Annotated in this window: 22 protein-coding genes and 2 pseudogenes; 14 read left to right on the plus strand and 10 right to left on the minus strand. The window is 64.7% G+C overall.

The window, feature by feature from the left end:
- Positions 1–118 precede the first annotated feature (118 nt).
- From LRS11_RS08485 to lipB, 11 genes and pseudogenes are all read left to right on the plus strand, one after another.
- Positions 119–1384 (plus strand): glutamate-5-semialdehyde dehydrogenase, encoded by a 1266-nt coding sequence (locus tag LRS11_RS08485; RefSeq protein ID WP_260496405.1) that lies wholly within the window; start codon positions 119–121, stop codon positions 1382–1384.
- A 13-nt stretch (positions 1385–1397) separates the two neighbouring features.
- Positions 1398–2048, plus strand: coding sequence for a nicotinate-nucleotide adenylyltransferase (gene nadD / locus LRS11_RS08490; RefSeq protein ID WP_260496406.1), 651 nt, complete (start codon positions 1398–1400; stop codon positions 2046–2048).
- 7 nt (positions 2049–2055) lie between these two features.
- A complete protein-coding gene (gene rsfS / locus LRS11_RS08495) occupies positions 2056–2415 on the plus strand; it encodes a ribosome silencing factor (protein ID WP_260496407.1) in 360 nt (119 codons plus the stop codon).
- Between the two features lie 9 nt (positions 2416–2424).
- Complete coding sequence (gene rlmH, locus LRS11_RS08500) at positions 2425–2892, plus strand: 23S rRNA (pseudouridine(1915)-N(3))-methyltransferase RlmH (protein ID WP_260496408.1); 468 nt, start codon at positions 2425–2427, stop codon at positions 2890–2892.
- 38 nt (positions 2893–2930) lie between these two features.
- Positions 2931–4853, plus strand: coding sequence for a penicillin-binding protein 2 (gene mrdA / locus LRS11_RS08505; protein ID WP_260496409.1), 1923 nt, complete (start codon positions 2931–2933; stop codon positions 4851–4853).
- Positions 4850–5995 carry a rod shape-determining protein RodA gene (gene rodA, locus LRS11_RS08510; protein WP_260496410.1) on the plus strand — a complete coding sequence of 382 codons (1146 nt, stop codon included), beginning with the start codon at positions 4850–4852 and terminating at the stop codon, positions 5993–5995. Before mrdA ends, rodA begins: the two co-directional genes overlap by 4 nt.
- 38 nt (positions 5996–6033) lie before the next feature.
- Positions 6034–7020: a lytic murein transglycosylase B gene (mltB, locus tag LRS11_RS08515; protein ID WP_409519808.1), complete on the plus strand. Its 987-nt coding sequence runs from the start codon at positions 6034–6036 to the stop codon at positions 7018–7020.
- Positions 7017–8028: pseudogene (locus LRS11_RS08520) on the plus strand (septal ring lytic transglycosylase RlpA family protein). The gene mltB and the pseudogene LRS11_RS08520 overlap by 4 nt, the downstream one beginning before the upstream one ends.
- Positions 8029–8130: 102 nt before the next feature.
- Positions 8131–9309 carry a D-alanyl-D-alanine carboxypeptidase family protein gene (locus LRS11_RS08525; protein ID WP_260496411.1) on the plus strand — a complete coding sequence of 393 codons (1179 nt, stop codon included), beginning with the start codon at positions 8131–8133 and terminating at the stop codon, positions 9307–9309.
- A 122-nt stretch (positions 9310–9431) separates the two neighbouring features.
- Positions 9432–9710, plus strand: a complete 279-nt coding sequence (locus tag LRS11_RS08530) for a DUF493 domain-containing protein (protein WP_260496412.1) — start codon at positions 9432–9434, stop codon at positions 9708–9710.
- Positions 9710–10327 carry a lipoyl(octanoyl) transferase LipB gene (gene lipB, locus LRS11_RS08535; protein WP_260496413.1) on the plus strand — a complete coding sequence of 206 codons (618 nt, stop codon included), beginning with the start codon at positions 9710–9712 and terminating at the stop codon, positions 10325–10327. The genes LRS11_RS08530 and lipB overlap by 1 nt, the downstream gene beginning before the upstream one ends.
- A gap of 53 nt (positions 10328–10380) precedes the next feature.
- Here lipB and lipA read toward each other — a convergent pair whose 3' ends face one another.
- The 3 genes and pseudogenes from lipA to LRS11_RS22480 all read right to left on the minus strand — a co-directional run.
- On the minus strand, positions 10381–11433 hold the full coding sequence (lipA, locus tag LRS11_RS08540; protein WP_260496414.1) for a lipoyl synthase: 1053 nt from the start codon (positions 11431–11433) through the stop codon (positions 10381–10383).
- A 162-nt stretch (positions 11434–11595) separates the two neighbouring features.
- Complete coding sequence (locus LRS11_RS22475; protein WP_409519809.1) at positions 11596–12156, minus strand: methyl-accepting chemotaxis protein; 561 nt, start codon at positions 12154–12156, stop codon at positions 11596–11598.
- A pseudogene (locus LRS11_RS22480) lies at positions 12136–12912 on the minus strand (PAS domain-containing protein); the annotation flags it as partial. The gene LRS11_RS22475 and the pseudogene LRS11_RS22480, both read right to left, overlap by 21 nt.
- A gap of 178 nt (positions 12913–13090) precedes the next feature.
- Between LRS11_RS22480 and LRS11_RS08550 the strand changes: the two are divergent.
- The gene (locus LRS11_RS08550; protein WP_260496416.1) at positions 13091–13981 is read left to right on the plus strand and encodes a DNA-3-methyladenine glycosylase family protein; all 891 of its coding nucleotides are present in this window, start codon (positions 13091–13093) and stop codon (positions 13979–13981) included.
- Positions 13982–14043: 62 nt separating this feature from the next.
- On the opposite strand, the gene LRS11_RS08555 is transcribed toward LRS11_RS08550, so the two are convergent.
- The 5 genes from LRS11_RS08555 to leuS form a co-directional block, all read right to left on the minus strand.
- The gene (locus LRS11_RS08555) at positions 14044–15336 is read right to left on the minus strand and encodes a lytic murein transglycosylase (protein WP_260496417.1); all 1293 of its coding nucleotides are present in this window, start codon (positions 15334–15336) and stop codon (positions 14044–14046) included.
- A 45-nt stretch (positions 15337–15381) separates the two neighbouring features.
- Positions 15382–15537: an alternative ribosome rescue factor ArfA gene (gene arfA, locus LRS11_RS08560; RefSeq protein WP_160078460.1), complete on the minus strand. Its 156-nt coding sequence runs from the start codon at positions 15535–15537 to the stop codon at positions 15382–15384.
- Between the two features lie 156 nt (positions 15538–15693).
- Positions 15694–16728, minus strand: coding sequence for a DNA polymerase III subunit delta (gene holA, locus LRS11_RS08565; RefSeq protein WP_260496418.1), 1035 nt, complete (start codon positions 16726–16728; stop codon positions 15694–15696).
- 55 nt (positions 16729–16783) lie between these two features.
- Complete coding sequence (lptE, locus tag LRS11_RS08570; RefSeq protein WP_260496419.1) at positions 16784–17395, minus strand: LPS assembly lipoprotein LptE; 612 nt, start codon at positions 17393–17395, stop codon at positions 16784–16786.
- A 73-nt stretch (positions 17396–17468) separates the two neighbouring features.
- Entirely contained in the window at positions 17469–20081 is a 2613-nt protein-coding gene (gene leuS / locus LRS11_RS08575) for a leucine--tRNA ligase (protein ID WP_260496420.1), read from the minus strand.
- A gap of 190 nt (positions 20082–20271) precedes the next feature.
- Between leuS and LRS11_RS08580 the strand changes: the two genes are divergently transcribed.
- Positions 20272–20727: a hypothetical protein gene (locus LRS11_RS08580; protein ID WP_260496421.1), complete on the plus strand. Its 456-nt coding sequence runs from the start codon at positions 20272–20274 to the stop codon at positions 20725–20727.
- A 45-nt stretch (positions 20728–20772) separates the two neighbouring features.
- Complete coding sequence (locus LRS11_RS08585) at positions 20773–21534, plus strand: YdcF family protein (RefSeq protein ID WP_260496422.1); 762 nt, start codon at positions 20773–20775, stop codon at positions 21532–21534.
- 254 nt (positions 21535–21788) lie between these two features.
- Here LRS11_RS08585 and lnt read toward each other — a convergent pair whose 3' ends face one another.
- Positions 21789–23327 carry an apolipoprotein N-acyltransferase gene (lnt, locus tag LRS11_RS08590; RefSeq protein ID WP_260496886.1) on the minus strand — a complete coding sequence of 513 codons (1539 nt, stop codon included), beginning with the start codon at positions 23325–23327 and terminating at the stop codon, positions 21789–21791.
- Between the two features lie 247 nt (positions 23328–23574).
- Complete coding sequence (locus LRS11_RS08595) at positions 23575–24414, minus strand: HlyC/CorC family transporter (protein ID WP_260496423.1); 840 nt, start codon at positions 24412–24414, stop codon at positions 23575–23577.
- Between the last annotated feature and the right edge of the window lie 25 nt (positions 24415–24439).

A 24439-nucleotide genomic window follows, 5' to 3' on the forward strand; every position in this document is an offset into this window, starting at 1 on the left:
GCGATCATAACAACAAGCTGCGCCGGCTAAAGTGACCATCCGCCCGACGCTGCTGGGCTTGAGGGCGTGCTCTCGCTATAATCGGCCCCTTTTTCCAATTGCCAGACATTCCGAGACCATGACCGAGTCCGTGCTCGACTACATGACCCGCCTGGGCCGCGCCGCGCGTGCTGCCTCGCGGGTGCTCGCCCGTGCCAGCACCGCGCAGAAGAATCGCGCCCTGCAGGCCGCCGCCAATGCCCTCGACGCCGCCCGCGTCGAACTGACCGCCGCCAACGAGCTGGACCTGGCCGCCGCCCGCGCCAGTGGCCTGGAACCGGCCATGGTCGACCGCCTGGCGCTGACCCCTGCGGTGATCGACGGCATGATCGAAGGCCTGCGCCAGGTCGCCACCCTGCCGGATCCGATCGGCGAGATCCAGGGCATGCGCTATATGCCGTCCGGTATCCAGGTCGGCAAGATGCGCGTGCCGCTGGGCGTGATCGGCATCATCTACGAGTCGCGGCCGAACGTGACCATCGACGCCGCCAGCCTGTGCCTGAAGTCCGGCAACGCCACCATCCTGCGTGGCGGCTCGGAAGCCATTCATTCCAATCAGGCGATTGCCCGCTGCATCCAGCTCGGCCTGGCCGAAGCCGGCCTGCCCGCCAGTGCCGTGCAGGTGGTGGAAACCACCGACCGCGCGGCCGTCGGCGCGCTGATCAGCATGCCGGAGTTCGTCGACGTGATCGTGCCGCGCGGCGGTAAGGGCCTGATCGAGCGCATCAGCCGCGACGCCAAGGTGCCGGTGATCAAGCACCTGGACGGCGTGTGCCACGTCTATATCGACGTCGCCGCCGACCTCGACAAGGCCATCCGCGTTGCCGACAACGCCAAGACCCAGCGCTATTCGCCGTGCAACGCCATGGAAACCCTGCTGGTGCATACCGCTGTGGCCGCCCAGGTGCTGCCGCCGCTGGCTGCCATCTACCGCGACAAGGGCGTCGAGCTGCGTGGCGATGTCGCGACCCGTGCGCTGCTGGGCAGTGATGTGCTGGAGGCGAGCGAGGAAGACTGGTTCGCCGAATACAACGCGCCGATCCTGGCGATTCGCATCGTCGATTCGCTGGAAGCAGCCATCGAGCACATCAATAAATATGGCTCGCAGCACACCGACGCGATCATCACCGAGAACTTCAGCGATGCGCGGCGCTTCCTCACCGAGGTGGATTCCGCTTCGGTGATGGTCAATGCCTCGACCCGTTTCGCCGACGGCTTCGAGTACGGCCTGGGTGCGGAGATCGGTATTTCCACCGACAAGCTGCACGCCCGTGGCCCGGTCGGCCTGGAAGGCCTGACCAGCGAGAAGTACGTGGTGTTCGGCGACGGGCACATTCGTACCTGATGGGGCGTACCTGATGGCGCGGCGTATCGGGATTCTGGGGGGCACCTTCAATCCCGTGCATATCGCCCATCTGCGCGGCGCCCTCGAGGTGGCCGAGCAGATGGCGCTGGACGAGCTGCGGCTGGTGCCCAGCGCGCGGCCGCCGCACCGCGCGGCACCGCAGGCGACTGCCGAGCAGCGCCTGGCCATGGTGCAACTGGCGGTAGAGGGTGAGCCACGGCTGGCGGTCGATGACCGCGAGCTGCGGCGCGACAAACCGTCGTTCACTTACGACACCCTGGAGTCGCTGCGGGGTGAGCTGGCGGCGGATGATCTGCTGTTTCTCCTGCTGGGCTGGGATGCCTTCTGCGGGTTGCCGACCTGGCATCGCTGGCAGGAACTGCTGCAGCACTGCCATATCCTGGTGCTGCAGCGGCCGGATGCCGACAGTGAGGCGCCGGAAGCGCTGCGTGACCTGCTCGCGGCGCGCAGTGTGAATGACCCGCAAGGCCTGGTCGGGCCGAGCGGACAAATTGCTTTTGTCTGGCAGACGCCTCTGGCAGTGTCTGCCACACAGATTCGCCATTTGCTGGCAGAAGGGCGTTCGGTACGTTTTCTGGTACCCGACGCCGTGCTGGCCTATATCCAAACCCACGGGCTGTACCGTGGGCAAACCGATTCATGAGGTAACGATGCAAAACGAACAACTGGTCAAGGTCGCCATTGCGGCCCTGGAAGACATGAAAGCCACCGATATCACCACCATCGATGTGCGCGGCAAGACCAGCGTCACCGACTTCATGGTGATCGCCAGCGGTACCTCCAGCCGTCACGTCAAGTCGATGGCCAACGAGGTGCTGGACAAGGTTCGCGAGCAGGGCGTGCGCCCGCTCGGCAGCGAAGGCCTGGACGGCGGCGAGTGGGCTCTGCTCGACCTCGGCGACGTGGTGGTGCACGTGATGCAGGTTGCCACCCGCCAGTTCTATGACCTCGAGCGTCTGTGGCAGGGCGCCGAGCAGAGCCGCGCGCAGCACCAAGACCTGCCTGAGTAAGTTCGCTCCGTGCGGATCAAGCTGATCGCCGTCGGCTCGCGCATGCCGCGCTGGGTGGAGGATGGCTGGCAGGAATATGCCAAGCGTCTGCCGCCCGAGCTGGGGCTCGACCTGGTCGAGATTCCGCTGACCACCCGCGGCAAGAATGCCGACGTGGCGCGGATGATCCGTCAGGAAGGCGAGGCCATGCTGAGCAAGGTGCAGCCGGGGGAACGCATCGTCACCCTGGAGGTCCATGGCAAGCCGTGGAGCACCGAGCAGCTGGCCGCCGAGCTGGAGCGCTGGCGCCTGGATGCGCGCACCGTCAATCTGATGGTCGGCGGCCCAGAGGGGCTGGCGCCGGAGGTCTGTGCGCGCAGCGAGCAACGCTGGTCGCTGTCACCGTTGACCCTGCCGCATCCGCTGGTACGCATCCTGATTGGCGAGCAGATCTATCGGGCCTGGACCGTACTGTCCGGGCACCCGTACCACAAATAACGCCACCTATAAAAAGCCGCCCATTTAAGTAGTCGCAGATGCCGCAACCGATCCGCCTCAAGGACCACGAAAAAGACGCCCGTCTGGTACGCCGGCGTGTGGTGGTCGGCGCTGTGACGGTGTTGCTGCTGACCTCTGTGCTGATCGCGCGGCTGTACTACCTGCAGGTGATCCAGTACGAGCACCACACCACCCTGGCGGAAAACAACCGCATCCATGTGCAGCCGATCCCGCCGACCCGCGGGCTGATCTTCGACCGCAACGGGGTGATCATCGCCGACAACCGGCCCAGCTTCAGCCTGACCGTGACCCGCGAGCGCGCCGGTGACTGGCAGCAGGTGCTGGATGTGGTGGTCGAGGCGCTGCAGCTGACGGCAGAAGACCGCGCCCTGTTCGAGAAGCGCATGCGCCAGGGGCGCCGACCCTTTGAGCCGGTGCCGATCCTGTTCGAGCTGTCCGAGGAGCAGATCGCCCGTATCGCAGTGAATCAGTTCCGCCTGCCTGGCGTCGACGTGGTGGCCCAGCTGGTGCGCCACTATCCGCAGAAAGGCCACTTCGCCCACTCGGTCGGCTATGTCGGGCGGATCAACGAGAAAGAGCTGAAAGAGCTGGATCCGGTCAACTACAGTGGCACCCACCATATCGGCAAGACCGGCGTCGAGCGTTTCTACGAAGACCTGCTGCATGGCGAGGTGGGCTACGAAGAAGTTGAGACCAATGCCCGTGGTCGGGTGTTGCGCGTGCTCAAACGCACCGATCCGAAGCCGGGCGCCGACCTGATACTGAGCCTCGATGTACGCCTGCAGGAAGCTGCTGAACAGGCCCTGGGCGGCCGCCGTGGTGCGGTGGTGGCGATCCAACCGAGCACCGGCGAGGTGTTGGCGATGGTCAGTCAGCCGAGCTTCGACCCCAACCCCTTCGTCACCGGTATCGGCTTCAAAGCCTACGCCGAGCTGCGTGATTCGATCGATCGGCCACTGTACAACCGCGTGCTGCGTGGGTTGTATCCGCCAGGCTCGACGATCAAGCCGATGGTAGCGGTGGCGGGGCTGGACGCCGGCGTGGTGACCCCGCAGACCCGCGTGTTCGATCCCGGGTTCTACCAGTTGCCTGGGCATAGTCACAAATACCGCAACTGGAACCGCACGGGTGACGGTTCGGTGAACCTGGAATACGCGATCATGCGTTCCAACGACACCTATTTTTACGACCTCGCGCACAAGATGGGCGTGGACCGCATGCACCACTACATGAGCCTGTTTGGCCTGGGGCAGAAGGTTTCCCTGGACATGTTCGAGGAAACCGCTGGGCTGATGCCTTCCCGCGAGTGGAAGCGTGCGCGCTACCGTCAGCCCTGGTATCCCGGCGAGACGCTGATCCTCGGTATCGGCCAGGGCTATATGCAGACCACGCCGTTGCAGCTGGCCCAGGCGACCGCGCTGATGGCGACCCGTGGCAAGTGGATTCGTCCGCACCTGCTGCGCACCGCCGAAGGCAAGACCCCGCAGCAACTGATGGCCGAAGAAGTCATCGAAGCGATGGAGACACCGGCGGATATTGTTTTGCGCGATCCCAAGTTCTGGGACTACGGCCGCTTTGGCATGGAACAAGTGATGCACGGCCCCCGTGGCACGGCGCGCAAGGTGGGTGATGCGGCGCTGTATCGGATTGCCGGCAAGAGCGGTACGGCCCAGGTGGTGGCGATCAAGCAGGGCGAGAAGTACGACCGCTCCAAGGTGCAGGAACGTCATCGCGACCATGCCCTGTTCGTCGCCTTCGCCCCGGCCGCCGATCCGCAGATCGCCGTGGCCGTGATGGTGGAAAACGGCGAGTCGGGCTCCGGTGTGGCCGCGCCGGTGGTCAAGCAGGTAATGGACGCCTGGCTGCTTGGCGAAGACGGTCAACTCAAGCCCGAATACCGCCCGCCCGTGCCGGTGGAACCCGTGAGCAGCACGCCATGAACAGCAATTTCGACCGCAGTATTTCCGACAAGGACGTGTTCAAGCGCCGGGCAACCTTGTTGCAGCGCTTGCACATCGACGGCTGGCTGCTGCTGATTCTCCTGGCGCTGGCGGCCGGCAGCCTGTTCGTCCTGTATTCGGCCAGCGGCAAGAACTGGGACCTGCTGATCAAGCAGGGTTCCTCCTTCGCCCTGGGCATGGTCGGCATGCTGGTGATTGCCCAGTTCGAGCCACGCTTCATGGCCCGCTGGGTGCCGCTGGCCTACATATTCGGTGTTGGTTTGCTGGTGGCAGTCGAGGTGATGGGCCATACGGCCATGGGCGCCACGCGCTGGATCAACATTCCCGGGGTGATCCGCTTCCAGCCCTCCGAGTTCATGAAGATCATCATGCCGGCGACCATTGCCTGGTACCTGGCCCGGCACAACCTGCCGCCCAAGCTCAGGCATATCGTGGTCAGCCTGGTGCTGATCCTGGTGCCCTTCGTGCTGATCCTCAAACAGCCGGACCTGGGCACCGCGTTGCTGATCCTCGCTTCCGGTGCCTTTGTGCTGTTCATGGCCGGACTGCAGTGGCGCTGGATTATCGGCGCGGTGGCGGCGGTGGTGCCGATTGCGGTGGCCATGTGGTTCTTCGTCCTGCGCGAGTATCAGAAGCAGCGCGTGCTGACCTTCCTCGACCCGGAAAGCGATCCGCTGGGCACCGGCTGGAACATCATCCAGTCCAAGGCGGCTATCGGTTCCGGCGGCGTGCTGGGCAAGGGCTGGCTGCTGGGCACCCAGTCGCACCTGGATTTTTTGCCGGAAAGCCACACGGACTTTATCATTGCGGTCCTGAGCGAAGAGTTCGGCCTGGTCGGAGTGTGTATCCTGCTGCTGGTCTACCTGTTGCTGATCGGTCGCGGCCTGTTCATCACGGCGCAGGCGCAGACCCTGTTCGGCAAGTTGCTGGCAGGGAGCCTGACGATGACCTTCTTCGTCTACGTATTCGTTAACATCGGCATGGTCAGTGGCCTGCTGCCGGTGGTGGGGGTGCCACTGCCCTTCATTAGTTACGGCGGAACTCACTTGGTGACGCTGTTGTCAGGGTTTGGGATTTTGATGGCGATTCAGACCCATCGAAAATGGATCGCACAGGTTTGATAAGAGTGAAGAATTTGAAACAGGCATGGCGTGACTGGATGGTTCGCGGCACTCATTGGCTCGGTCTGGCGGCGTTCGCCATGAGTGGCACGGCACTGGCTGGTGACTACGACGGCTCGCCGCAGGTGGCCGAATTCATCGCCGAGATGACCCGCGACCATGGCTTCGCCGGTGAGCAACTGGTCAGCCTGTTCAGCCAGGCCGAGCGCAAGCAGGCGATTCTCGATGCCATCTCGCGCCCGGCCGAGAAGGTCAAGCCGTGGAAAGACTACCGGCCGATCTTCATTACCGAAGCGCGGATCAGCAAAGGCGTGGACTTCTGGAGCCAGAATGCCGAGGCCCTGGCCCGTGCCGAAAAGGAATACGGGGTGCCGGCCCAGGTGATCGTGGCGATCATCGGTGTGGAAACCTTCTATGGTGGTAACACCGGCAGCTGGCGCGGTATCGATGCATTGTCCACACTGTGCTTCGATTACCCGCCACGCGCCGAGTTCTTCTGCCAGCAGCTCCGTGAGCTGCTCCTGCTGAGCCGTGAGGAGCAGATCGACCCGATTACGCTGACCGGCTCCTATGCCGGCGCCATGGGTCTGCCACAGTTCATGCCGGGCAGCTTTCGCGCTTACGCGGTGGACTTCGATGGCGATAGCCACATCAATATCTGGAGCAACCCGGTGGATGCGATTGGCAGCGTTGCCAGCTACTTCAAACGCCATGGCTGGGTCGCCGGTGAGCCAGTGGTCAGTCGCGCCCAGGTCAAGGGTGAGCTGGTCGACAGCGGCCTGACCGCGGGGCTCGACCCGGTGAAGAGCGTCGGTGAGCTGCGTGCCCTGGGCTGGTCCAGCGCCGATGTGCTGCGCGACGATGTCCCGGTAACCGCTTTCCGTTTTGACGGTGCCGAGGGTGAGGAGTACTGGATGGGTCTGCCCAACTTCTATGTGATCACCCGTTACAACCGCAGCACCATGTACTCCATGGCCGTGCATCAGCTCTCCGAGCAGTTGCTGGCTCGGCGGAGCGGCCAATGAATCATCTGCTGGCGTTCTCCCTGCGCGGCCTGGCCTTCGCGGCCTTGGGTGTGGCCCTGGCCAGTTGCTCGAACAGCAAACCGGTGCAGCCGGTACCGGCCGGTGGGCCGGTCTCCGGGCCGATCGACTACAGCCGTCCGCATCGCGATGGCGCGCCCTGGTGGGATGTCGACGTATCGCGCATTCCCGATGCCGTGCCGATGCCGCACTACGGGCGCTTCAAGGCCAACCCCTATACGGTGATGGGGCAGACCTACTACCCGATCAATGATGCCCGGCGTTACCGCGCCACTGGCACCGCATCCTGGTACGGCACCAAGTTCCACGGTCAGGCCACTGCCAACGGTGAGGCCTATGACCTGTACGGCATGACCGCCGCGCACAAGACCCTGCCGTTGCCCAGCTACGTGCGGGTGACCAACCTGGATAACGGACGCACGGTGATTCTGCGGGTCAACGACCGCGGCCCGTTCTATTCCGATCGCATCATCGACCTGTCCTTCGCCGCGGCGAAGAAGCTCGGCTATGCCGAGAGCGGTACCGCGCGGGTCAAGGTCGAGGGTATCGATCCGCACGAGTGGTGGGCCCAGCAGGGCCGCCCGGTGCCGATGGTGCTGGCGCAGCCGAAGATGGCGACTACCGGTAGTGCGCCGGTGGCCGTGGCCCAACCGGTCAGCCAGCCGATCGAGCAATACAGTCCGCCACCGCAGCAGCATGCCGCGGCCGTGCTGCCGGTGCAGATCGACGCAAAAAAACGATTCAGTCGCAGCCTCTGGCCTGTATCTCCAGGTGGCCGCCTTCGCCAATCCGGACGCTGCGGAGCTCCTCAAGGCGAAGCTGAGCGAGACGGTGCCTGCCAAGGTGTTTATCAGCTCGGTGGTGCGCAACCAGCAGATGTTCCACCGCGTGCGCCTGGGGCCGATCGAAACGCAGGGTGAGGTACAGCAGCTGCAGGACAGCGTGCGCCTGGCCAACCTCGGACAACCCACGCTGGTACGCCCCGACTAGAACTTTTTCGTCCATTACCCGTGCAGTTTCAGGGGAATGGGGAATGCAGGCGAGCCTCCGGCTCGTCTGTGCCATTGTTGAATAGCCATTTTAGAGAGACGGATGAATATCTCCCGCTTTGCCCGCTGCCTTTCCCTGTTCACCCTGCTGCTCGGCGCGCCGCTCACCCAGGCCGCCCAGGACAGCGCCATCCCTTCGCCACCGCAACTGGCGGCCAAGTCCTACGTGCTGCTGGACGCCGCCAGCGGCAAGGTACTGGTGGAGAACAATGGCGACCAGCGCCTGCCGCCGGCCAGCCTGACCAAGCTGATGACCGCCTACATCGCCACCGTGGAAATCCGCAAGGGCAAGATCGGTGAGCAGGATCTGGTTCACGTCAGCGAGCATGCCTGGCGTATCGGTGGCGCCGCATCCGGCGGTTCCACCATGTTCCTGCCGCTGAATAGCCAGGTGAAGGTGGACGACCTGCTGCACGGCATCATTATCCAGTCCGGTAACGACGCCAGCATCGCCCTGGCCGAGTACATCGCCGGCAGCGAAGACGCCTTCGCCGACATGATGAACGAAACCGCCGAGCGCCTGGGCATGAAGAACTCGCACTTCATGAACGCCACTGGCCTGCCGCACCCGGAGCACTACTCCAGTGCCCATGACATGGCCATCCTGGCCCGCGCCATCATCAACGAAGACCAGCAGCACTATGCGATCTACTCACAGAAGGAGTTCCACTGGAACAACATCAAGCAGGGCAACCGCAACCTGCTGCTGTGGCGCGACAGCACCGTGGACGGCCTGAAGACCGGTCACACCGAAGAAGCCGGTTACTGCCTGGTCGCCTCTGCCGTGCGCGAAGGCGCACGCATGATCACCTCGGTATTCGGTACCGACAGTGAGAAGGTCCGTGCCGCCGAAACCCAGAAGCTGCTGACCTATGGCTTCCGTTTCTTCGAAAGCCAGACGTTCTACAAGAAGGGTGAGCAACTGGCCGAGGCCCAGGTCTGGAAAGGTCTCACTCGCCAGGTCAAGGCCGGTCTGGCCGAGGATCTGACCATGACCCTGCCGAAAGGCCAGGTGAAGAAACTGCAGGCCAGCATGATTCTTGAACCGCAGCTGCAGGCGCCGCTCAAGCAGGGCGACGTGATCGGCAAGGTCGAGGTCAAGCTGGGCGAGGAAGTGCTGCACGCTGCCGACCTGATTGCCCTCGAGGCCGTAGAGGAGGGTGGTTTCTTCCGTCGCCTGTGGGATGGTATCCGTCTGTTCTTTTACGGACTGTTCAACTAAAGAGTCGCCAGGCGGCCTTGAAAGGCTGCCGTTCGGGCCCAAAATTAGGGTTATGACTCACAAGGACGCCCCGTAATCGGGGCGTCCTGCATTTCACGGGCGACAAGCCCGGAGTGGCCACGATGACCGATAGCGAAGTTCAAGCCCCGAAAATCGAATTCCCCTGCGAGCGCTACCCGATCAAGGTGATCGGCGAGGCGGGCGACGGCTTCACCGATCTGGTGATCGAAGTGATGCAGCGCCATGCGCCAGGTTTCGACGCCACCAGCCTGGTGGTGCGCGACAGCCGCAACGGCCGCTTCCTGTCCGTGCAGGTGCATATCACCGCTACCGGCGTGGAGCAGCTGCAGGCGATCCACCTCGACCTGAAAGCCACCGGCCGCGTGCACATGGTGCTCTAGTGGCAGCGCTCGTCGTGCGTCACCTGGGGTTGGTGGAGTACCTGCCGACCCTGGAAGCCATGCGCAGCTTCACCGCCGAGCGCAATGAGTCGACCCCCGACGAAATCTGGCTGCTGCAGCACCCACAGGTATTCACCCAGGGCCAGGCCGGCAAGGCCGAGCACCTGTTGGCGCCTGGGGATATTCCGGTGATCCAGGTCGAGCGCGGTGGCCAGGTTACCTACCATGGTCCCGGCCAACTGGTGGCCTACCTGATGCTAAACCTGCGTCGACAGAAGCTGGGCGTGCGCGAGCTGGTCACCGCCATGGAGCGGGCGCTGGTCGATGTGCTGGCCAGCTATGGCGTCGAGGCGGCGCCGAAGGCCGACGCTCCGGGGGTCTACGTCAAGGGCGAGAAGATCGCCTCGTTGGGCCTGCGGGTGCGCAATGGCTGCTCATTCCACGGCCTGGCGCTGAATGTCGACATGGATATGTCGCCGTTCCAGCGCATCAATCCTTGCGGCTACAGCGGTTTGCAGATGATCCAGCTCAGGGAGCTGCTCGACACGTCGCCTGCGCTCGACGAAGTGGCGCAACGCCTGGAGCGCGCTCTGCGCGAGCACCTGGGTTACGTCTGAAGAAGCGCCCGAGCCAAGCAGGCTCGGGTAGTTTTCAGCTTTCCAGCTTCGAATCAGTTCAGATTGAGCGTCGGAATCAGGCTGTCGTTCTGCTGCTGACCAGGCACCTGCACAGGTGCGGCCAGGCCCAGGTTGTTCTTCTCGAACACCCGGTCGGCACGGTAGCTGGAGCGCACCAGTGGGCCGGCGGCGACTTCCATGAAGCCTTTTTCCAGGCCGATATCACGCAAGCGGTTGAACTCCTCGGGGCTGACCCAGCGCTGCACCTTCAGGTGATTGCGGGTGGGTTGCAGGTATTGACCGAGGGTGAGGATGTCGACGCCGATGGCACGCAGGTCATCCATGGTCTGCAGGATTTCCTCGTCGGTCTCGCCCAGGCCCAGCATCAGGCTGGTCTTGGTGATGACCGTGGGGCGATGGCGCTTGGCGTGCTCCAGCACCTTCAGCGTCTTCTCGTAACCGGCGCGTGGATCACGTACCTCATAGGTCAGGCGCTTGACCGTCTCGACGTTCTGCGCGAACACCTCCAGGCCGGAGTCCACCACGCGGGCGATGGCCGCGTGATCGCCATCGAAGTCCGGAGTCAGGGCCTCCACCACCACCTGCGGCGTATTGGCCTTGATCGCCTGCACGCAGGCGGCGTAGTGGGCGGCGCCGCCATCGGGCAGATCATCGCGGTCTACCGAAGTCAGGACGATGTAGCGCAGGCCCATCAGTTCCACCGACTTGGCAGTGTTCTGCGGTTCTTCCTGGTCCAGCCAGCCATTCGGGTTGCCGGTGTCGACCGCACAGAAGCGGCAGGCGCGGGTGCAGACCGAGCCCATCAACATGATGGTGGCGGTGCCGTTGGACCAGCATTCACCGATGTTCGGGCAGTGGGATTCCTGGCAGACGGTGCTCAGGCGATGCTCGCTGACGTTGCGTTTGACCGCATCGAAGCGGCTGCCGCTTGGCACCTTGACCCGCAACCAGCTCGGCTTGGGTTCGACGATATGGGGCTCGGCCGAAGCGCGACGCTTCTGGCCGTCCTTGATCGCGGTAATTCCCTGTGGGTTACGAAATTTTTCGCCGCTGGATACGGGCTTGGGCGGGGCAGTGTCGGACATCGAAATCTCGGCTCCGGTAGGAGGCTGCGGTAGCGGGGCTTTTGGCCGGTGGGCAGTCTACCATAGAGGGCTTACGGCGACTGCCAACGGCTGTCGGCGCAACGGGCGACAGCTGCCGTGCCCGCCGTTGTTGCGTCCCTGCGTTTCCGGCGGCGTGCGCTGTCAGGTCTTGAGCTGGCTGGCGAATTGTTCAACCGCTTTGACCACCTGCTTGGCACCTTCCTGAATTTCCACTATCACTTGACCTGCCTCGCTGGCCAGGTCCAGCCCCTGCGCGGCCTGCTGGCTGCTGCTGGCCATGCTGGCCACCGCGCTCTGCGCCAGGCTCTGGTTCTTCTGCACCACCTCGACGATTTCCTCGGTGGCCTGGCTGGTACGCCCGGCCAGTTGGCGAACCTCGTCGGCCACCACGGCGAAGCCGCGGCCCTGCTCGCCCGCGCGTGCGGCTTCGATGGCGGCATTGAGTGCCAGCAGGTTGGTCTGGTCGGCGATGCCGCGAATGGTCTGCATGATGGTGCTGATCAGTTGCGACTGCTTGTCCAGAGCCTCGATGCCGTCGCTCGCCTCCTGCACCTGGCGGGCGATGCGCTGCATCACTTCGACCGTCTGGCGCACCACGGCGGCGCCCTTGTTGGCGCTGCCGTCGGTCTGCTGGGAGATGCTGTAGGCGATGTTCGCCGCTTCCGCCACGGCCTGTTCCTGGTTGACCTGCTCGGTGATCACGGTGGCGAACTTGACCACCTTGTACAGGCGCTCGTGGTGGTCGCGCACCGGGTTGTAGGAGGCTTCCAGCCAGACCGTGCGGCCATAGCTGTCGACGCGCTTGAAGCGCCCGGCGACAAACTCGCCACGATTGAGGCGGGCCCAGAAGTCGCGGTAAGCCTGCGAGTTGTACTCCTCCGCCTCGCAGAACATGCGGTGGTGTTTGCCCTGGATCTGCTCCAGGCGATAGCCCATGCCGCCGAGGAAGCGCTCATTAGCGGTCAGCACTTCGCCGGCCAGGTTGAACTCGATCACCGCCGTGGAGCGCAGCAGGGCGCCGATCAGTCCCTCGTGCTCCTTGGACGTGCTGATGGTGCGGGTCAGGTCGTTGGCGCAGAGGGTGAAATAGGCCAACTCTGCCCGGCTGTTCATCACCGGCTGCCAGATCGCACGCAGCCAGGCCTCTTCGCCATTGCCGCGTAGCAGGCGGAAGGCACCGCTGAGGTGCTCACGGGTGCGCAGGGCCTGCTGCAGCCTCGTGTAGTTGGCTTCGTGGCGAAAGGAGTCGGGAATCAGTGAGTCCAACTGGCGCCCGAGCAGGGCATCCGCTTGGTAGAGCATCTCGCTGAGAAAGTTGTCGTTGGCGTAGCGGATGCGGCCATCGGGCTCGATCTCCAGTACCAGCATTTCGCTGTAGAACGAGTCCTTGATCTGGCGCATGCTGGTCAGCTCGTTGCGTAAGCGGGCCAGTTCCTCTTTCAGTTTGTTGTTGAACATCGGCAAGGCCACCCTAGGGATTGAATGCAAGGCAATCCATGGCTCGTCTGAGGTGTGGCTTCCTTGCTCGTCTACTGGCCATATCGGCCGCTGTCGCTATAGCTGCAGTTCATCCAGTGTAGTCTTCGTCTAGAGACCGCCCAGGCGGATTTTTCATCAGCTGTGTGTAGATATTTCCATGCGTCGCCTCGACTATTCCCTTGAACTGCCCACGGATTTCCGGGTGGTCGATCTATTGGCATTCCACCGTCGCGATGGGCAAGCCCTGGCCGAGCGGGTACTGGCCGATGGCCTGGACAAGGGCGTGCTCTGGCAGGGGCTGCCGGCCTGCCTGAGCATCCGTTTCGAAGCGCCCCGCGTCACTGCTCATCTCGTGGTGGACGGCCCGGTGGCGGAGGATGCCGACCCGCTGCGGGCGTTGGTCGCTCACATGCTGGGCCTGACCCAGCCGGTGCGGGACTTCGAGACGGCATACGCCGGGCATCAGCAGTTGGGGCCTTTGCTCGCTCGTCACGCCGGCCTGCGCGTGCCGCAGGCGGCCACGCCGTTCGAGGCGCTGAGCTGGGCGATCAGTGGCCAGCAGATCAGCCTGCCGGTGGCCATCAGCCTGCGCCGCAAGCTGATCCAGCTGGCTGGCCGACAACATTCCAGTGGCTTGCTCTGCTATCCGGACGCCCAGGCAGTCGCCGTGCTGGATGAGGCGCAGCTGCGCGCTGCCGGGTTCTCCCAGGCCAAGGCGCAGACCCTGCTCTTGCTCAGTCGCGAGATCGTGGCCGGTAATCTGCCGCTGGATACCTGGCTGGCCGATGCACCGGCCGAGGCCATCGCTGAGCGCCTGCTGGCGCTGCGCGGCATCGGGCCGTGGACGGTGGATTACGCCTTGCTGCGCGGTTTCGCTCGCCTGGATGGCTCGCTGCATGGCGATGCTGCGGTGCGCCGGCAGTTGCAGCGTCTGCTCGGCAGCGCGGACAAGCTCAGCCAGTCCTTCACCCGCGACTGGCTGGCGCCGTTCTCGCCCTGGCGCGCGCTGGTTGCTGCCCATCTGTGGGCCCTGCCGAGCGCGGACTAGTCTTGCTCCCTCTCCCGTTTACGGGAGAGGGCCGGGGAGAGGGGCTCTTGATGCTTGAGCTATTAGCGCAAGCGTTGCAGTAGCGCCGGAGTCGGGTAGCCGTCGGCGGGCAGGCCCAGGCTCTGCTGGTAGGCGCGAATCGCCTTACGCGTATTGGCGCCGATGATGCCGTCGGCCGGGCCCGGGTTGTAACCCTGAGTCGCCAGGCCTTCCTGCAGCTCGATACGCTCGCTGCGGCTCAATGGACGGTCGCTGCGCGGCCAGTCGGCGAGGATCTGTCCGCCACCGCCGAAGCGCTGGCCGAGCAGGCCCACGGCCAGGGCGTAGGACGAGGAGTTGTTGTACTTGAGGATGGCGTTGAAGTTGCGGAACACCAGGAAGGCCGGGCCGCGGTGGCCGGCCGGCAGCAGCAGGTAACCGGTTTGCTGCGGATCCAGGTTGCCGGGCTGGCCTTTGACGCCGTACTCGTACCACTGCGCGTAGGTCTTGCGGATCTCGCTGTCGGCCAGGGCGTAATCGAAGTCGCTGGGCAGGGCGACTTCCATGCCCCAGGGCTGGCCGAACTGCCAACCGGAGGCCTGCAGATAGTGCGCGGCCGAGGCCAGGGCGTCGGCGCTGGAGTTCCAGATATCGCGGCGGCCGTCGCCGTCGAAGTCCACGGCGTGGGTCAGGTAGGTGGTGGGGATGAACTGGGTCTGGCCCATGGCCCCGGCCCAGGAGCCGCGCATGCTGCCAGGCTGGATATCACCGTTGTGCAGAATCTGCAGGGCAGCCAGCAGCTGCTCCTCGGCCCACTGCGGGCGGCGGCCTTCGTAGGCCAGGGTGGCCAGCGAGCGGATCACCGACTGTTCACCCATGAACTGGCCGAAGCTGCTTTCCATGCCCCAGATCGCCACCAGGGTTTCCCGGTCGACGCCGTAGCGCTGTTCGATGGCGGCCAGGGTCCCGGCGTGTTCGGTGAGCAGGGTCTGGCCTTTGCGCAGGCGAATCGGCGAGGTGGCGCCTTCGATGTATTCCCACACCGGGCGGGTGAATTCGGGTTGGCTGTGGTCGGCGCGGACCACACTCATGTCCGGAGCGATCCCGTTGAAGGCGCGGTCGAACAGCTCGGCAGGGATGCCGGCACGCAGGGCCTTGATGCGGAACTGTCCGCGCCAAGCGCTGAAGTTGATGGCTGGCGCCGGTGCGACCTGCGCGTTGACCTGGGGCGCTGCGGCGGGGACTGCGGGTGAGCTGGTGGTGGGGCTGGCTACGGCGGGTTGGGCGTCGCGGGTGGGCGACTCGACGCAGGCACTGAGCAGCAGGGTGGTGCCGGCGAGCAGGCAGCACAGGCGGCCGGTGGCGAGGTGGGGCATTGCACAAATCTCGGGGCTGGGCGAACGAAGCGCGACCTTAACATTTCATGCCGCCATAAAGCACGAAGCCTCCCAGTTTTGCTGGGAGGCTTCGCGGCGGTAGCTGCCTTTGCCTTTCTTTGCCTGTTCCTGGCGGCAGCGGAACAGGGGTTGGGCGACTAGGGATTTGGCCTTGTTCGGCCGCTTGGCATTCTTCGCCATGGCATGTCCTCGGTAATGGCCCGCGGGGTGCGAGCGCGCGGAGAATGCGCCGTTGTACAGAAAATGTCCAGATGGGTGCGGCAGGGCCTGTCCCCGGATTGCATCCGGGCTACGGATGCGGTGCGTAGGTGTGTAGCCCGGATGCAATCCGGGGCGTTACTCGCTGAGCGGCAGGCGCTGGCCGGCCATCAGCAGCACCAGGCGGCCGAGGCTGCTCCAGGCATCGCCAGGGGCTTGGCCCTTGACCTGGGCGTCGATGCGCTGGGCGTCGATCAACAACTGGTTCCAGCGCGCGGCGGAGTGGCGTTGCAGGGCTTTGCTGACCAGCGGGCGGCGTTTGTCCCAGATCGGTGGGCGGGCAGATGCGAAGGCTTTGTCCTGGGGCACGCCCTGGCTGATCTGCTGGGCCAGGCCGGCCAGTTGGCGCAGTTCGCGGGCCAGCATGACCAGGATGAACAGCGCTTCCTGGCCTTCGCCACGCAGCCCTTCGAGCATGCGCAGGGCGTGTGTGGCGTCGCCGCCGAGCACGGCTTCGATCAGGCCGAACACGTCATAGCGGGCGCTGTCGGCCACCGCCGCCTGCACGGTGCTGGCGTCGATCTGGTTGCCGTCGGCGAGCAGCTTGAGTTTCTCGATTTCCTGGGCAGCTGCCAGCAGGTTGCCTTCCACGCGGGCGGCGATCAGCTCCAGGGCTTCCTGGCTGGCGCTCATGCCGCTTTGCGCCAGGCGCTGGCGAATCCACTGCGGCAGCTGGCTGGCTTCCACCGGCCAGATTTGCAGGAACTGGCTATTCGGCCCCTCGATCAGCGCCTTGGCCCACTTGGTCTTCTGCGTGCTGCCGTCGAGCTTGGGCAGGCTGATCAGCAGCAGGGTGTCTTCCGGCGGGCGGCCGAGGTATTCGAGGATCGCCGCGGTGCCCTTGTCGCCGGGCTTGCCGTTGGCGATGCGCAGCTCAATCACGCGCTTTTCGGCGAACAACGACATGCTGGCGCCGGCTTCATAGAGCAGGCCCCAGTCGAAGTTGGCTTCGGCGTGGAACACCTCGCGCTCGCTGAAACCCTGGGCGCGGGTGGCGGCGCGAATGGCGTCGGCGGCTTCCTGGCACAGCAGCGGTTCGTCACCACTGATCACGTAGACCGGGGCGAGGCTGCCTTGCAGGTGTTTGCCGAGTTGCGCGGGGTTGAGCTTCATGGCGGAACGAGCTTCGTCAGGAGTGAAAAGGGCCGGTAAACCGGCCCTTGTCTGCTTACTGGCTGATCGGCAGCTGGATCGGCGACTGCAGCGGTGCCGACTCCTGCTCCGCGCGGCGCGCTGCGGCGGCTGCTTCCGCTTCGGCCTGGGCCTTGGCTTCGGCTTCCTGCTGCAGTTGCTCGAGTCGGGCCGGGGTGACCAGCTGCAGGCGCAGGACCATCTGCTGCACCAGTTCGCGGCGCATTTCCTGACGCAGCTGGGCGGATTCCTGGTCGGAACCGATCAGGTTGTTCTCGTCATGCACGAAGGTGCTCTGCACTTCCAGCTGGTCGCTGAGCAGCAGCAGGTTCTTCTGCCCACGGATCTCGTAGTCGAGGGTGGTGGTCAGCTCGTACTCGGCGCTGCGCGCGTTGCCGGTGTAGCTGGCGGTGCGCTGGGTTTCTTTTTCGTTGGCCAGGCTCAGCTTGTAAGGCGCGCCGGTGTGCACCTTGACGCCGCTGTTGTCGAGCACCTGGCGCACTTGCTTGACCGTTTCGCCATAGGCGTTGCGCGCCTGCAGGTCGATTTCCTTGAGGGCGAAGTCGGCGCTACCGGTGCCACGCAGCTGGAAGCCGCAGGCGCTGAGCAGAACAGCCAGGCCGATTACCATCAGATTCCGTTTCATCATTCTCTTCTATCCCCTTGGAGAGTCACGGTGCCATGCAGGCATGGCGCCGAGCTTAATCAGTTGGCAGCCGTTTTCAATTAGCCACGATGTTGACCAGCTTGCCTGGTACCACGATGACCTTGCGGATGGTTACGCCCTCGGTGAAGCGCAGCACGTTCTCGTTGGCGCGGGCGGCCGCTTCGACTTCCTCGCGGCTGGCACTGGCCGGCACTTCGATCTGCCCGCGCAGCTTACCGTTGACCTGAATCACCAGGGTCAGGCTGTCCTGCACCAGAGCCGATTCGTCGACCTGCGGCCACTGGGCGTCGATGATCGCGCCGTTGTGGCCCAGGCTGCGCCAGATCTCATGGCTGATATGCGGGGTGATCGGCGCCAGCAGCAGGGCCACGGTCTGCAGGCCTTCGTGCATCAGGCTACGATCCAGCGCGGTCTCGCTCGGGGCTTTTTCCAGCACGTTCATCAGGGTCATCACCTGGGCGATGGCGGTGTTGAACTTGTGGTGCAGGCCGATATCGCTGCTGGCCTGTTTGATGGCCAGGTGAATGGCGCGGCGCACGGCTTTCTGCCCGTCATTCAATTCGTGCTTGCCGAGGGCGCTCGGCAGGCCGCCGCTGACGTGGCTGTGAGCCAGGCGCCAGACGCGACGCAGGAAGCGGTTGGCACCCTCGACGCCGGAGTCGGACCATTCCAGGCTCATGTCGGGCGGCGAGGCGAACATCATGAACAGGCGGCAGGTGTCGGCGCCGTAGGCATCGATCATCGACTGCGGGTCGACGCCGTTGTTCTTCGACTTGGACATCTTCTCGGTGCCGCCGATTTCCACCGGCAGGCCGTCGGTCTTCAGTTTGGCACTGATAACTTTGGCCTTGGCGTCACGCTCCAGCTCGACATCGGCCGGGTTGAACCAGTCCTTGCCGCCGTTTTCCAGGGTGCGGTAGTAGGTCTCGGCGACCACCATGCCCTGGGTCAGCAAGTTCTTGAACGGCTCGTTCGAGCTGACCAGGCCTTCGTCGCGCATCAGCTTGTGGAAGAAGCGCGCGTAGAGCAGGTGCAGGATGGCGTGTTCGATGCCGCCGATGTACTGGTCGACCGGCAGCCAGTGGTTGGCCGCGGCCGGGTCGACCATGCCTTGGGTGTAGCTCGGCGAGGCGTAACGGGCGTAGTACCAGGACGACTCGACGAAGGTGTCCATGGTGTCGGTTTCACGCTTGGCTGCAGCGCCGCATTTCGGGCAGGTGCAGCTGTAGAACTCCGGCATACGCGCCAGCGGCGAACCGGCGCCATCCGGTACCACGTCTTCCGGCAGCACGACTGGCAGCTGGTCTGCCGGCACCGGTACGTCGCCACAGGCGTCGCAATGGATGATCGGGATCGGGCAGCCCCAGTAGCGCTGGCGGCTGATGCCCCAGTCGCGCAGGCGGAACTGGGTCTTGCGGGCACCGTGGGCGCAGGCTTCGAGGTCGGCGACTATGGCGTCGAAGGCGGCGGTGAAGTCCTTGCCGTCGTACTTGCCGGAGTTGACGGTGATCAGGCCGGTCTTGTCGCCGTACCAGTCCTGCCACTCGGTGGTGCTGTAGGTTTGGCCTTCGGCGGCGTACACCTGAATGATCGGCAGGGCGTACTTGTTGGCAAAGGCGAAATCACGCTCGTCATGCGACGGCACGCCCATCACCGCACCTTCGCCGTAGCCCCACAGTACGTAGTTGGCGACGAACACCGGCAGCTTGTCGCCGGTCAGCGGGTGGATGACGAACTGGCCGGTGGCCAGGCCCTTCTTCTCCATGGTGGCCATGTCGGCCTCGGCCACGGAGCCGGCTTTGCATTCGGCGATGAAGGCGGCGATGGCCGGATTGCTCTCGGCGGCGCGCTGCGACAGCGGGTGCTCGGCGGCGACGGCGACGTAGGTGGCGCCCATCAGGGTGTCGGGGCGGGTGGTGTAGACCTTGAGCTGGCCGTCGATGCCGACGCTGGCCTGGTCATAGTCGAACACCAGGTCGGCGCCGAAGCTCTTGCCGATCCAGTTGCGCTGCATGGTCTTGACCTGTTCCGGCCAGCCATCCAGTTCGTCCAGACTACTCAGCAGCTCTTCCGCGTAGGCGGTGATCTTGAAGTAGTACATGGGGATTTCGCGCTTTTCGATCAGCGCGCCGGAACGCCAGCCGCGGCCGTCGATGACCTGCTCGTTGGCCAGCACGGTCTGGTCCACCGGGTCCCAGTTGACGGTGCCGTTCTTGCGGTAGATCACGCCCTTCTCGAACAGCTTGGTGAACAGCCACTGTTCCCAGCGGTAGTAGTCCGGCTTGCAGGTGGTGACTTCGCGGGTCCAGTCGATGGCCAGGCCCAGCGACTTCAGCTGGGTCTTCATGTAGTCGATGTTTTCGTAAGTCCACTTGGCCGGCGCGACCTTGTTCTTCATCGCGGCGTTCTCGGCCGGCATGCCGAAGGCGTCCCAACCCATCGGCTGCAGCACGTTCTTGCCCTGCATGCGCTGGTAGCGGGCGATCACGTCACCGATGGTGTAGTTGCGCACGTGCCCCATGTGCAGCTTGCCGCTGGGGTAGGGGAACATCGACAGGCAATAGAAGGTTTCCTTGCCCGGCTGCTCACTCACGACAAAGGATTTCTGCGCGTCCCAGTGGGACTGCGCGGCGGCTTCGATATCACGGGGCGAATACTGTTCGTGCATGGCTACTTGGCTGGCAAAAAGGGGGCTTACAGGAAACGCGGTAGCATACATGACCCCCCGCGACCTAGGGAAACCCAGATTGTGCGCGGCGCCAGGCCGTTCCGCCGTTTGTCGCGGCGGGCCGCCTGGGTCGGGGGTGGCGCTAAGCTTGCCTTAGGGGCGAGACGCTAGCGCCCGGCAGAGGTGATGGATGGCAGAGATGCGGCGGGCTGAGGCGGGAGGAGGGCTTTACGAGCGCTTGCTGCAACGGCTTGCGCTGGCTCTGGATGAGGCCGACACCGCGGGTCGCCTGCGTGATGCGCCGCCTTCCGAGCTGGAGTTGCGCGGCCTGACGCCGGCCGAGCTGGAGTTGATTCGTGCTTATCTGGATCGTGACCTCAACTGGCTGCGCGGCTGGCATGCCGCGGCCGAGGAGCTGGCGCTGATCGAACAGATGCCGCCGGCGAAAACCGCCAAGGCGGTGCGCCCGCCGGGTGCCAGCAAGACGGTCTTGAAAGCTCAGTCCAAGGTCAAGCCACTGCTCAAACGGCGCCAGCAGCTGTGCTGCGCGCTGTGCGGCAATGCGGCCGAATGGCAGCGCGGCGAGGGCGTATTACCCTGTGTTTCCTGCGGTTCCAAGCTGTTCCGCACGGCCGCGCCGCGCTGACTTCCGTGGCGGTCTGCTAGTCTGCGCGGGCACTCGGAGGTGCTCATGGAGCTGCGCTTTCTTCTCAAACAACTGATTCTGCCGCCGGGCGGGCTGCTCCTGCTGATCCTGCTGGCATGGCTGTGCTGGTCGTCGCGGCCGCGCCTGGCGCTGCTGTTGCTCCTGCTTGGGCTCGGCGGCCTGTGGTTGATGAGCCTGCCGGTGGTGGTCGAGCAGGCGGCACGCGTGCTGGAGCGCGTGCCGGCACTGGCCGAGGCGCAGTGGGCGAGCCTGGCGCAGCGTGGTGAGGTGATAGTCGTGCTTGGCTCCGGCCGCGAGGAAGCCGATCCCGCCTGGGGCAGCGATCAGCCGAGTGTCACGGCTATCGAACGCTTGCGCTATGCGGCGCGTCTGCAGCGCGCCTCCGGACTGCCGGTGCTGATCAGTGGCGGTCTGCATTATGGGGAGCCGCCCAGCGAAGCCGGGTTGATGGCCGACGCGCTGCAGCGTGACTTCGGCGTGGCGACCCGCTGGCGCGAGGAGCGTAGCCGCACCACCTGGGAGAATGCGCAATTCAGCGCCGAACTGCTGCGCGAGCAGGGCATTCGTCGGGTCGTGCTGGTGACCCAGGCGGCGCACATGTCGCGTTCGCGCTGGTGTTTCGAGCGTGCCGGGCTGGAAGTGGTGGCGGCGCCGCTGGGTTTCCTCGGCGTAGCCAATGCGCGCCCGTTGGGCGGCTGGCTGCCGGAAGGCAAGGCGCTGTGGCAGAGCACGCGCCTGCTCAACGAGGCGTTGGGGCAGGTGGTTTACCCGCTGCTGTATCGCTGATGCCTTGGCGTAGGCGCGAGCTCGGCTCGCGAATACCGGCAGCCGCGATACCCTTCGCGAGCAGAGCTCGCTCTCATCAAAAAAATAAAGCGTTGTGTTACATACAAAAATTAAATCTGCATGAGGACTTGTAGGAGCCAGCTTGCTGGCGATCTTGGCAGGTCAAAAGCATCGCCAGCAAGCTGGCTCCTACAGAGTTTGCTGCGCGACAGCGCTCCGTCGAAGACGGCGGGCAATCTCCTACCTGTGTGGGCTCAAGCCGCCTGCATGGTGATGCTGCGCGCCTCGCGGCGGCGGCTGGCGACGGCCCAGCCCAGCAGCAGGGCGCACAGTCCGGCCAGTGGCCAGCCGCGCCAGATCAGGTAGGGCGTCAGGCCCTGCATGGCCTGTACTTCGCCATACAGCACGGCCTGCTGGAACTGCGGGATCTGCGTGGTGATGCGGCCTTGCGGGTCGATCAGCGCGGTAACGCCGTTGTTGGTGGCGCGGATCATCCAGCGTCCGGCTTCGAGGGCGCGCATCTGGGCCATCTGCAGGTGTTGCAGCGGACCGAGCGAGGTGCCGAACCAGGTGTCGTTACTGATGGTCAGCAGCAGGTCGCTCTGTGCGGCCAGGCCGGCGGCGAACTCCGGATAGACCACCTCGTAGCAGATGAACGGCGCGATCTGCAGGCCCTTGGCTTGCAGCAGTTGCTGGTCGGACGGGCCGCGGGCGAAGTCGGACATCGGCAGGTCGAAGAAGGCGATCAGCCCGCGCAGCACCTCCTGCAGCGGCACGTACTCGCCGAATGGCACCAGCTTCTGCTTGAGGTAGGTGCCCTCGCCGTCGCCGACCACGGTGATGCCGTTGTAGTAGCGCTTCTCGCCCTGCTCGTTGGCCTGGCGGATCGGCACGCCGGTGATCAGGGCGGCCTGGCGCTCCTGGGCGACGCGGCCCATGTACTGCAGATAGCCTTCGGCGAACTCCTTGAGCACCGGTACCGCGGTTTCCGGCCAGACGATCAGGTCGGCGTGCTGGCTGTTCAGGGTCAGGTCGCGGTACAGCTCCAATTGGGCCTGCAATTGGGCTGGATCCCATTTGAGGTTCTGTTCGACATTGCCCTGCATGACGGCAACCTTGAGAGGTTCGCCTTTGGGCTGGGTCCAGCTGTGGCCGTGCAGGGCCATGGCGGCGATCCACGGTGCCAGCAGCAGGGCCTGGGCGCTGAGCCACTGCCACTTGTTCGGGCGCAGGCGCGGCAGGTTGAGCGCCAGCGTGGCGGTCAGGGCCAGGCTCAGGGAGATCAGCCACATGCCACCAACCGGGGCGAGGGTTGCCAGCGGGCCATGCAATTGGCTGTAGCCGGCGTACAACCAGGGGAAACCGGTAAGGAACCAGCTGCGGAACGCCTCCTGGGCCAGCCACAGGGCGGCGAAGGCCAGGGCGTCGGCCAGGGGCGCGTCGCTGCGACGCAACCAGCGCGCCCAGATCCAGCTGCTCAGGGCGAACAGCAGGCCGAGGCCACCGACGAAGCCCAGGGTCAGCGCTGCGGCCAGGGGCGGCGAGGCCGCGCCGTAGTCATGGATGCTGACGTAGACCCAGCTGGTGCCGCTGAGGAACAGCCCGAAACCGTAGCTCCAGCCGCGCAGCAGCGCCTGGCGTGGGGTGAGCTCGCGCAGACCGAGGTAGAGCAGGGCGATGGAGAGGATCGCCAGCGGCCACAGGTCATAGGGGGCCAGTGCCAGAGTGGTGAGGGCACCGGCAGCCATGGCCAGCAGATTGCCCGGCCAGCCGGGTTGGGTGATCCAGCGCATCATGCGTCCTTGATCGAGAAATCAGGCGGGCAAGGGTACTGGAAGGCGCGGGAGGCAGGAAGCGGGGTGAGCTTAGTGTTTCAGCGGGGAGGGTAGCCCGGATGCTATCCGGGAGGGGCTGTGGCTGGCTTTCCCGGATTGCATCCGGGCTACCGGCTGAAGGTTTGTGTAGGAGCCAGCTTGCTGGCGATCAGCGCAGCCACTGTGGGCGCGGATCGCCAGCAAGCAGGCTCCTACAGCTGGGGTACTAACGCTCCAGCGGCGTCAGGCGCAGCAGGTGCAGGCGGCGGCTGTCGGCGTTGAGGACGCGGAAGCGGTATTCGCCGATCTCGGTCACTTCGTTGCGCTTGGGCAGGTGACCGAAGGCGTTCATCACCAGGCCGCCGACGGTGTCGAACTCGTCGTCGGGGAATTCGGTGTCGAAGGCTTCGTTGAAGTTGTCGATCGGCGTCAGCGCCTTGATCAGGAAGTCGCCGCTGGGCAGCGGCTTGATGTAGCTGTCTTCCTCGACGTCATGCTCGTCCTCGATCTCGCCGACGATCTGCTCGAGTACGTCTTCGATGGTCACCAGGCCGGCCACGCCGCCGTATTCGTCGATGACCACGGCCATGTGGTTGTGGTTGGCGCGGAATTCGCGCAGCAGCACGTTGAGGCGCTTGGACTCCGGCACGAAGGTGGCCGGGCGCAGCAGATCCTTGATGTTGAACGGCTTGCTGCCGTTCTCCAGGATCAGCGGCAGCAGATCCTTGGCCAGCAGAATGCCGATCACGTCGTCGATGCTTTCGCCGATCACCGGGTAGCGCGAGTGGGCGGAATCGACGATTGCCGGGAGGAATTCCTGCGGCGTTTGGGCGGCCTTGATGCTGACCATCTGGGAGCGCGGCACCATGATGTCGCGTACCTGCAGGTCGGCGACCTGAATGGCACCCTCGACGATGGCCAGGGCTTCGCTGTCGAGCAGCTTGTTCTGGTGGGCTTCACGCAGCACCTCCAGCAGTTCCTGGCGGTTTCTCGGCTCATGAGCAAAAGCCTGGGTCAGCTTGTTCAGCCAGGACTTTTGCTCGTTGCTCGATCGGTCTTCGCTCATGGTGTGTTTCTCAGGGCCTTCTTCG

The sequence above is a fragment of the Pseudomonas sp. J452 genome, assembly GCF_024666525.1.
In the GTDB taxonomy this organism is placed as follows: domain Bacteria; phylum Pseudomonadota; class Gammaproteobacteria; order Pseudomonadales; family Pseudomonadaceae; genus Aquipseudomonas.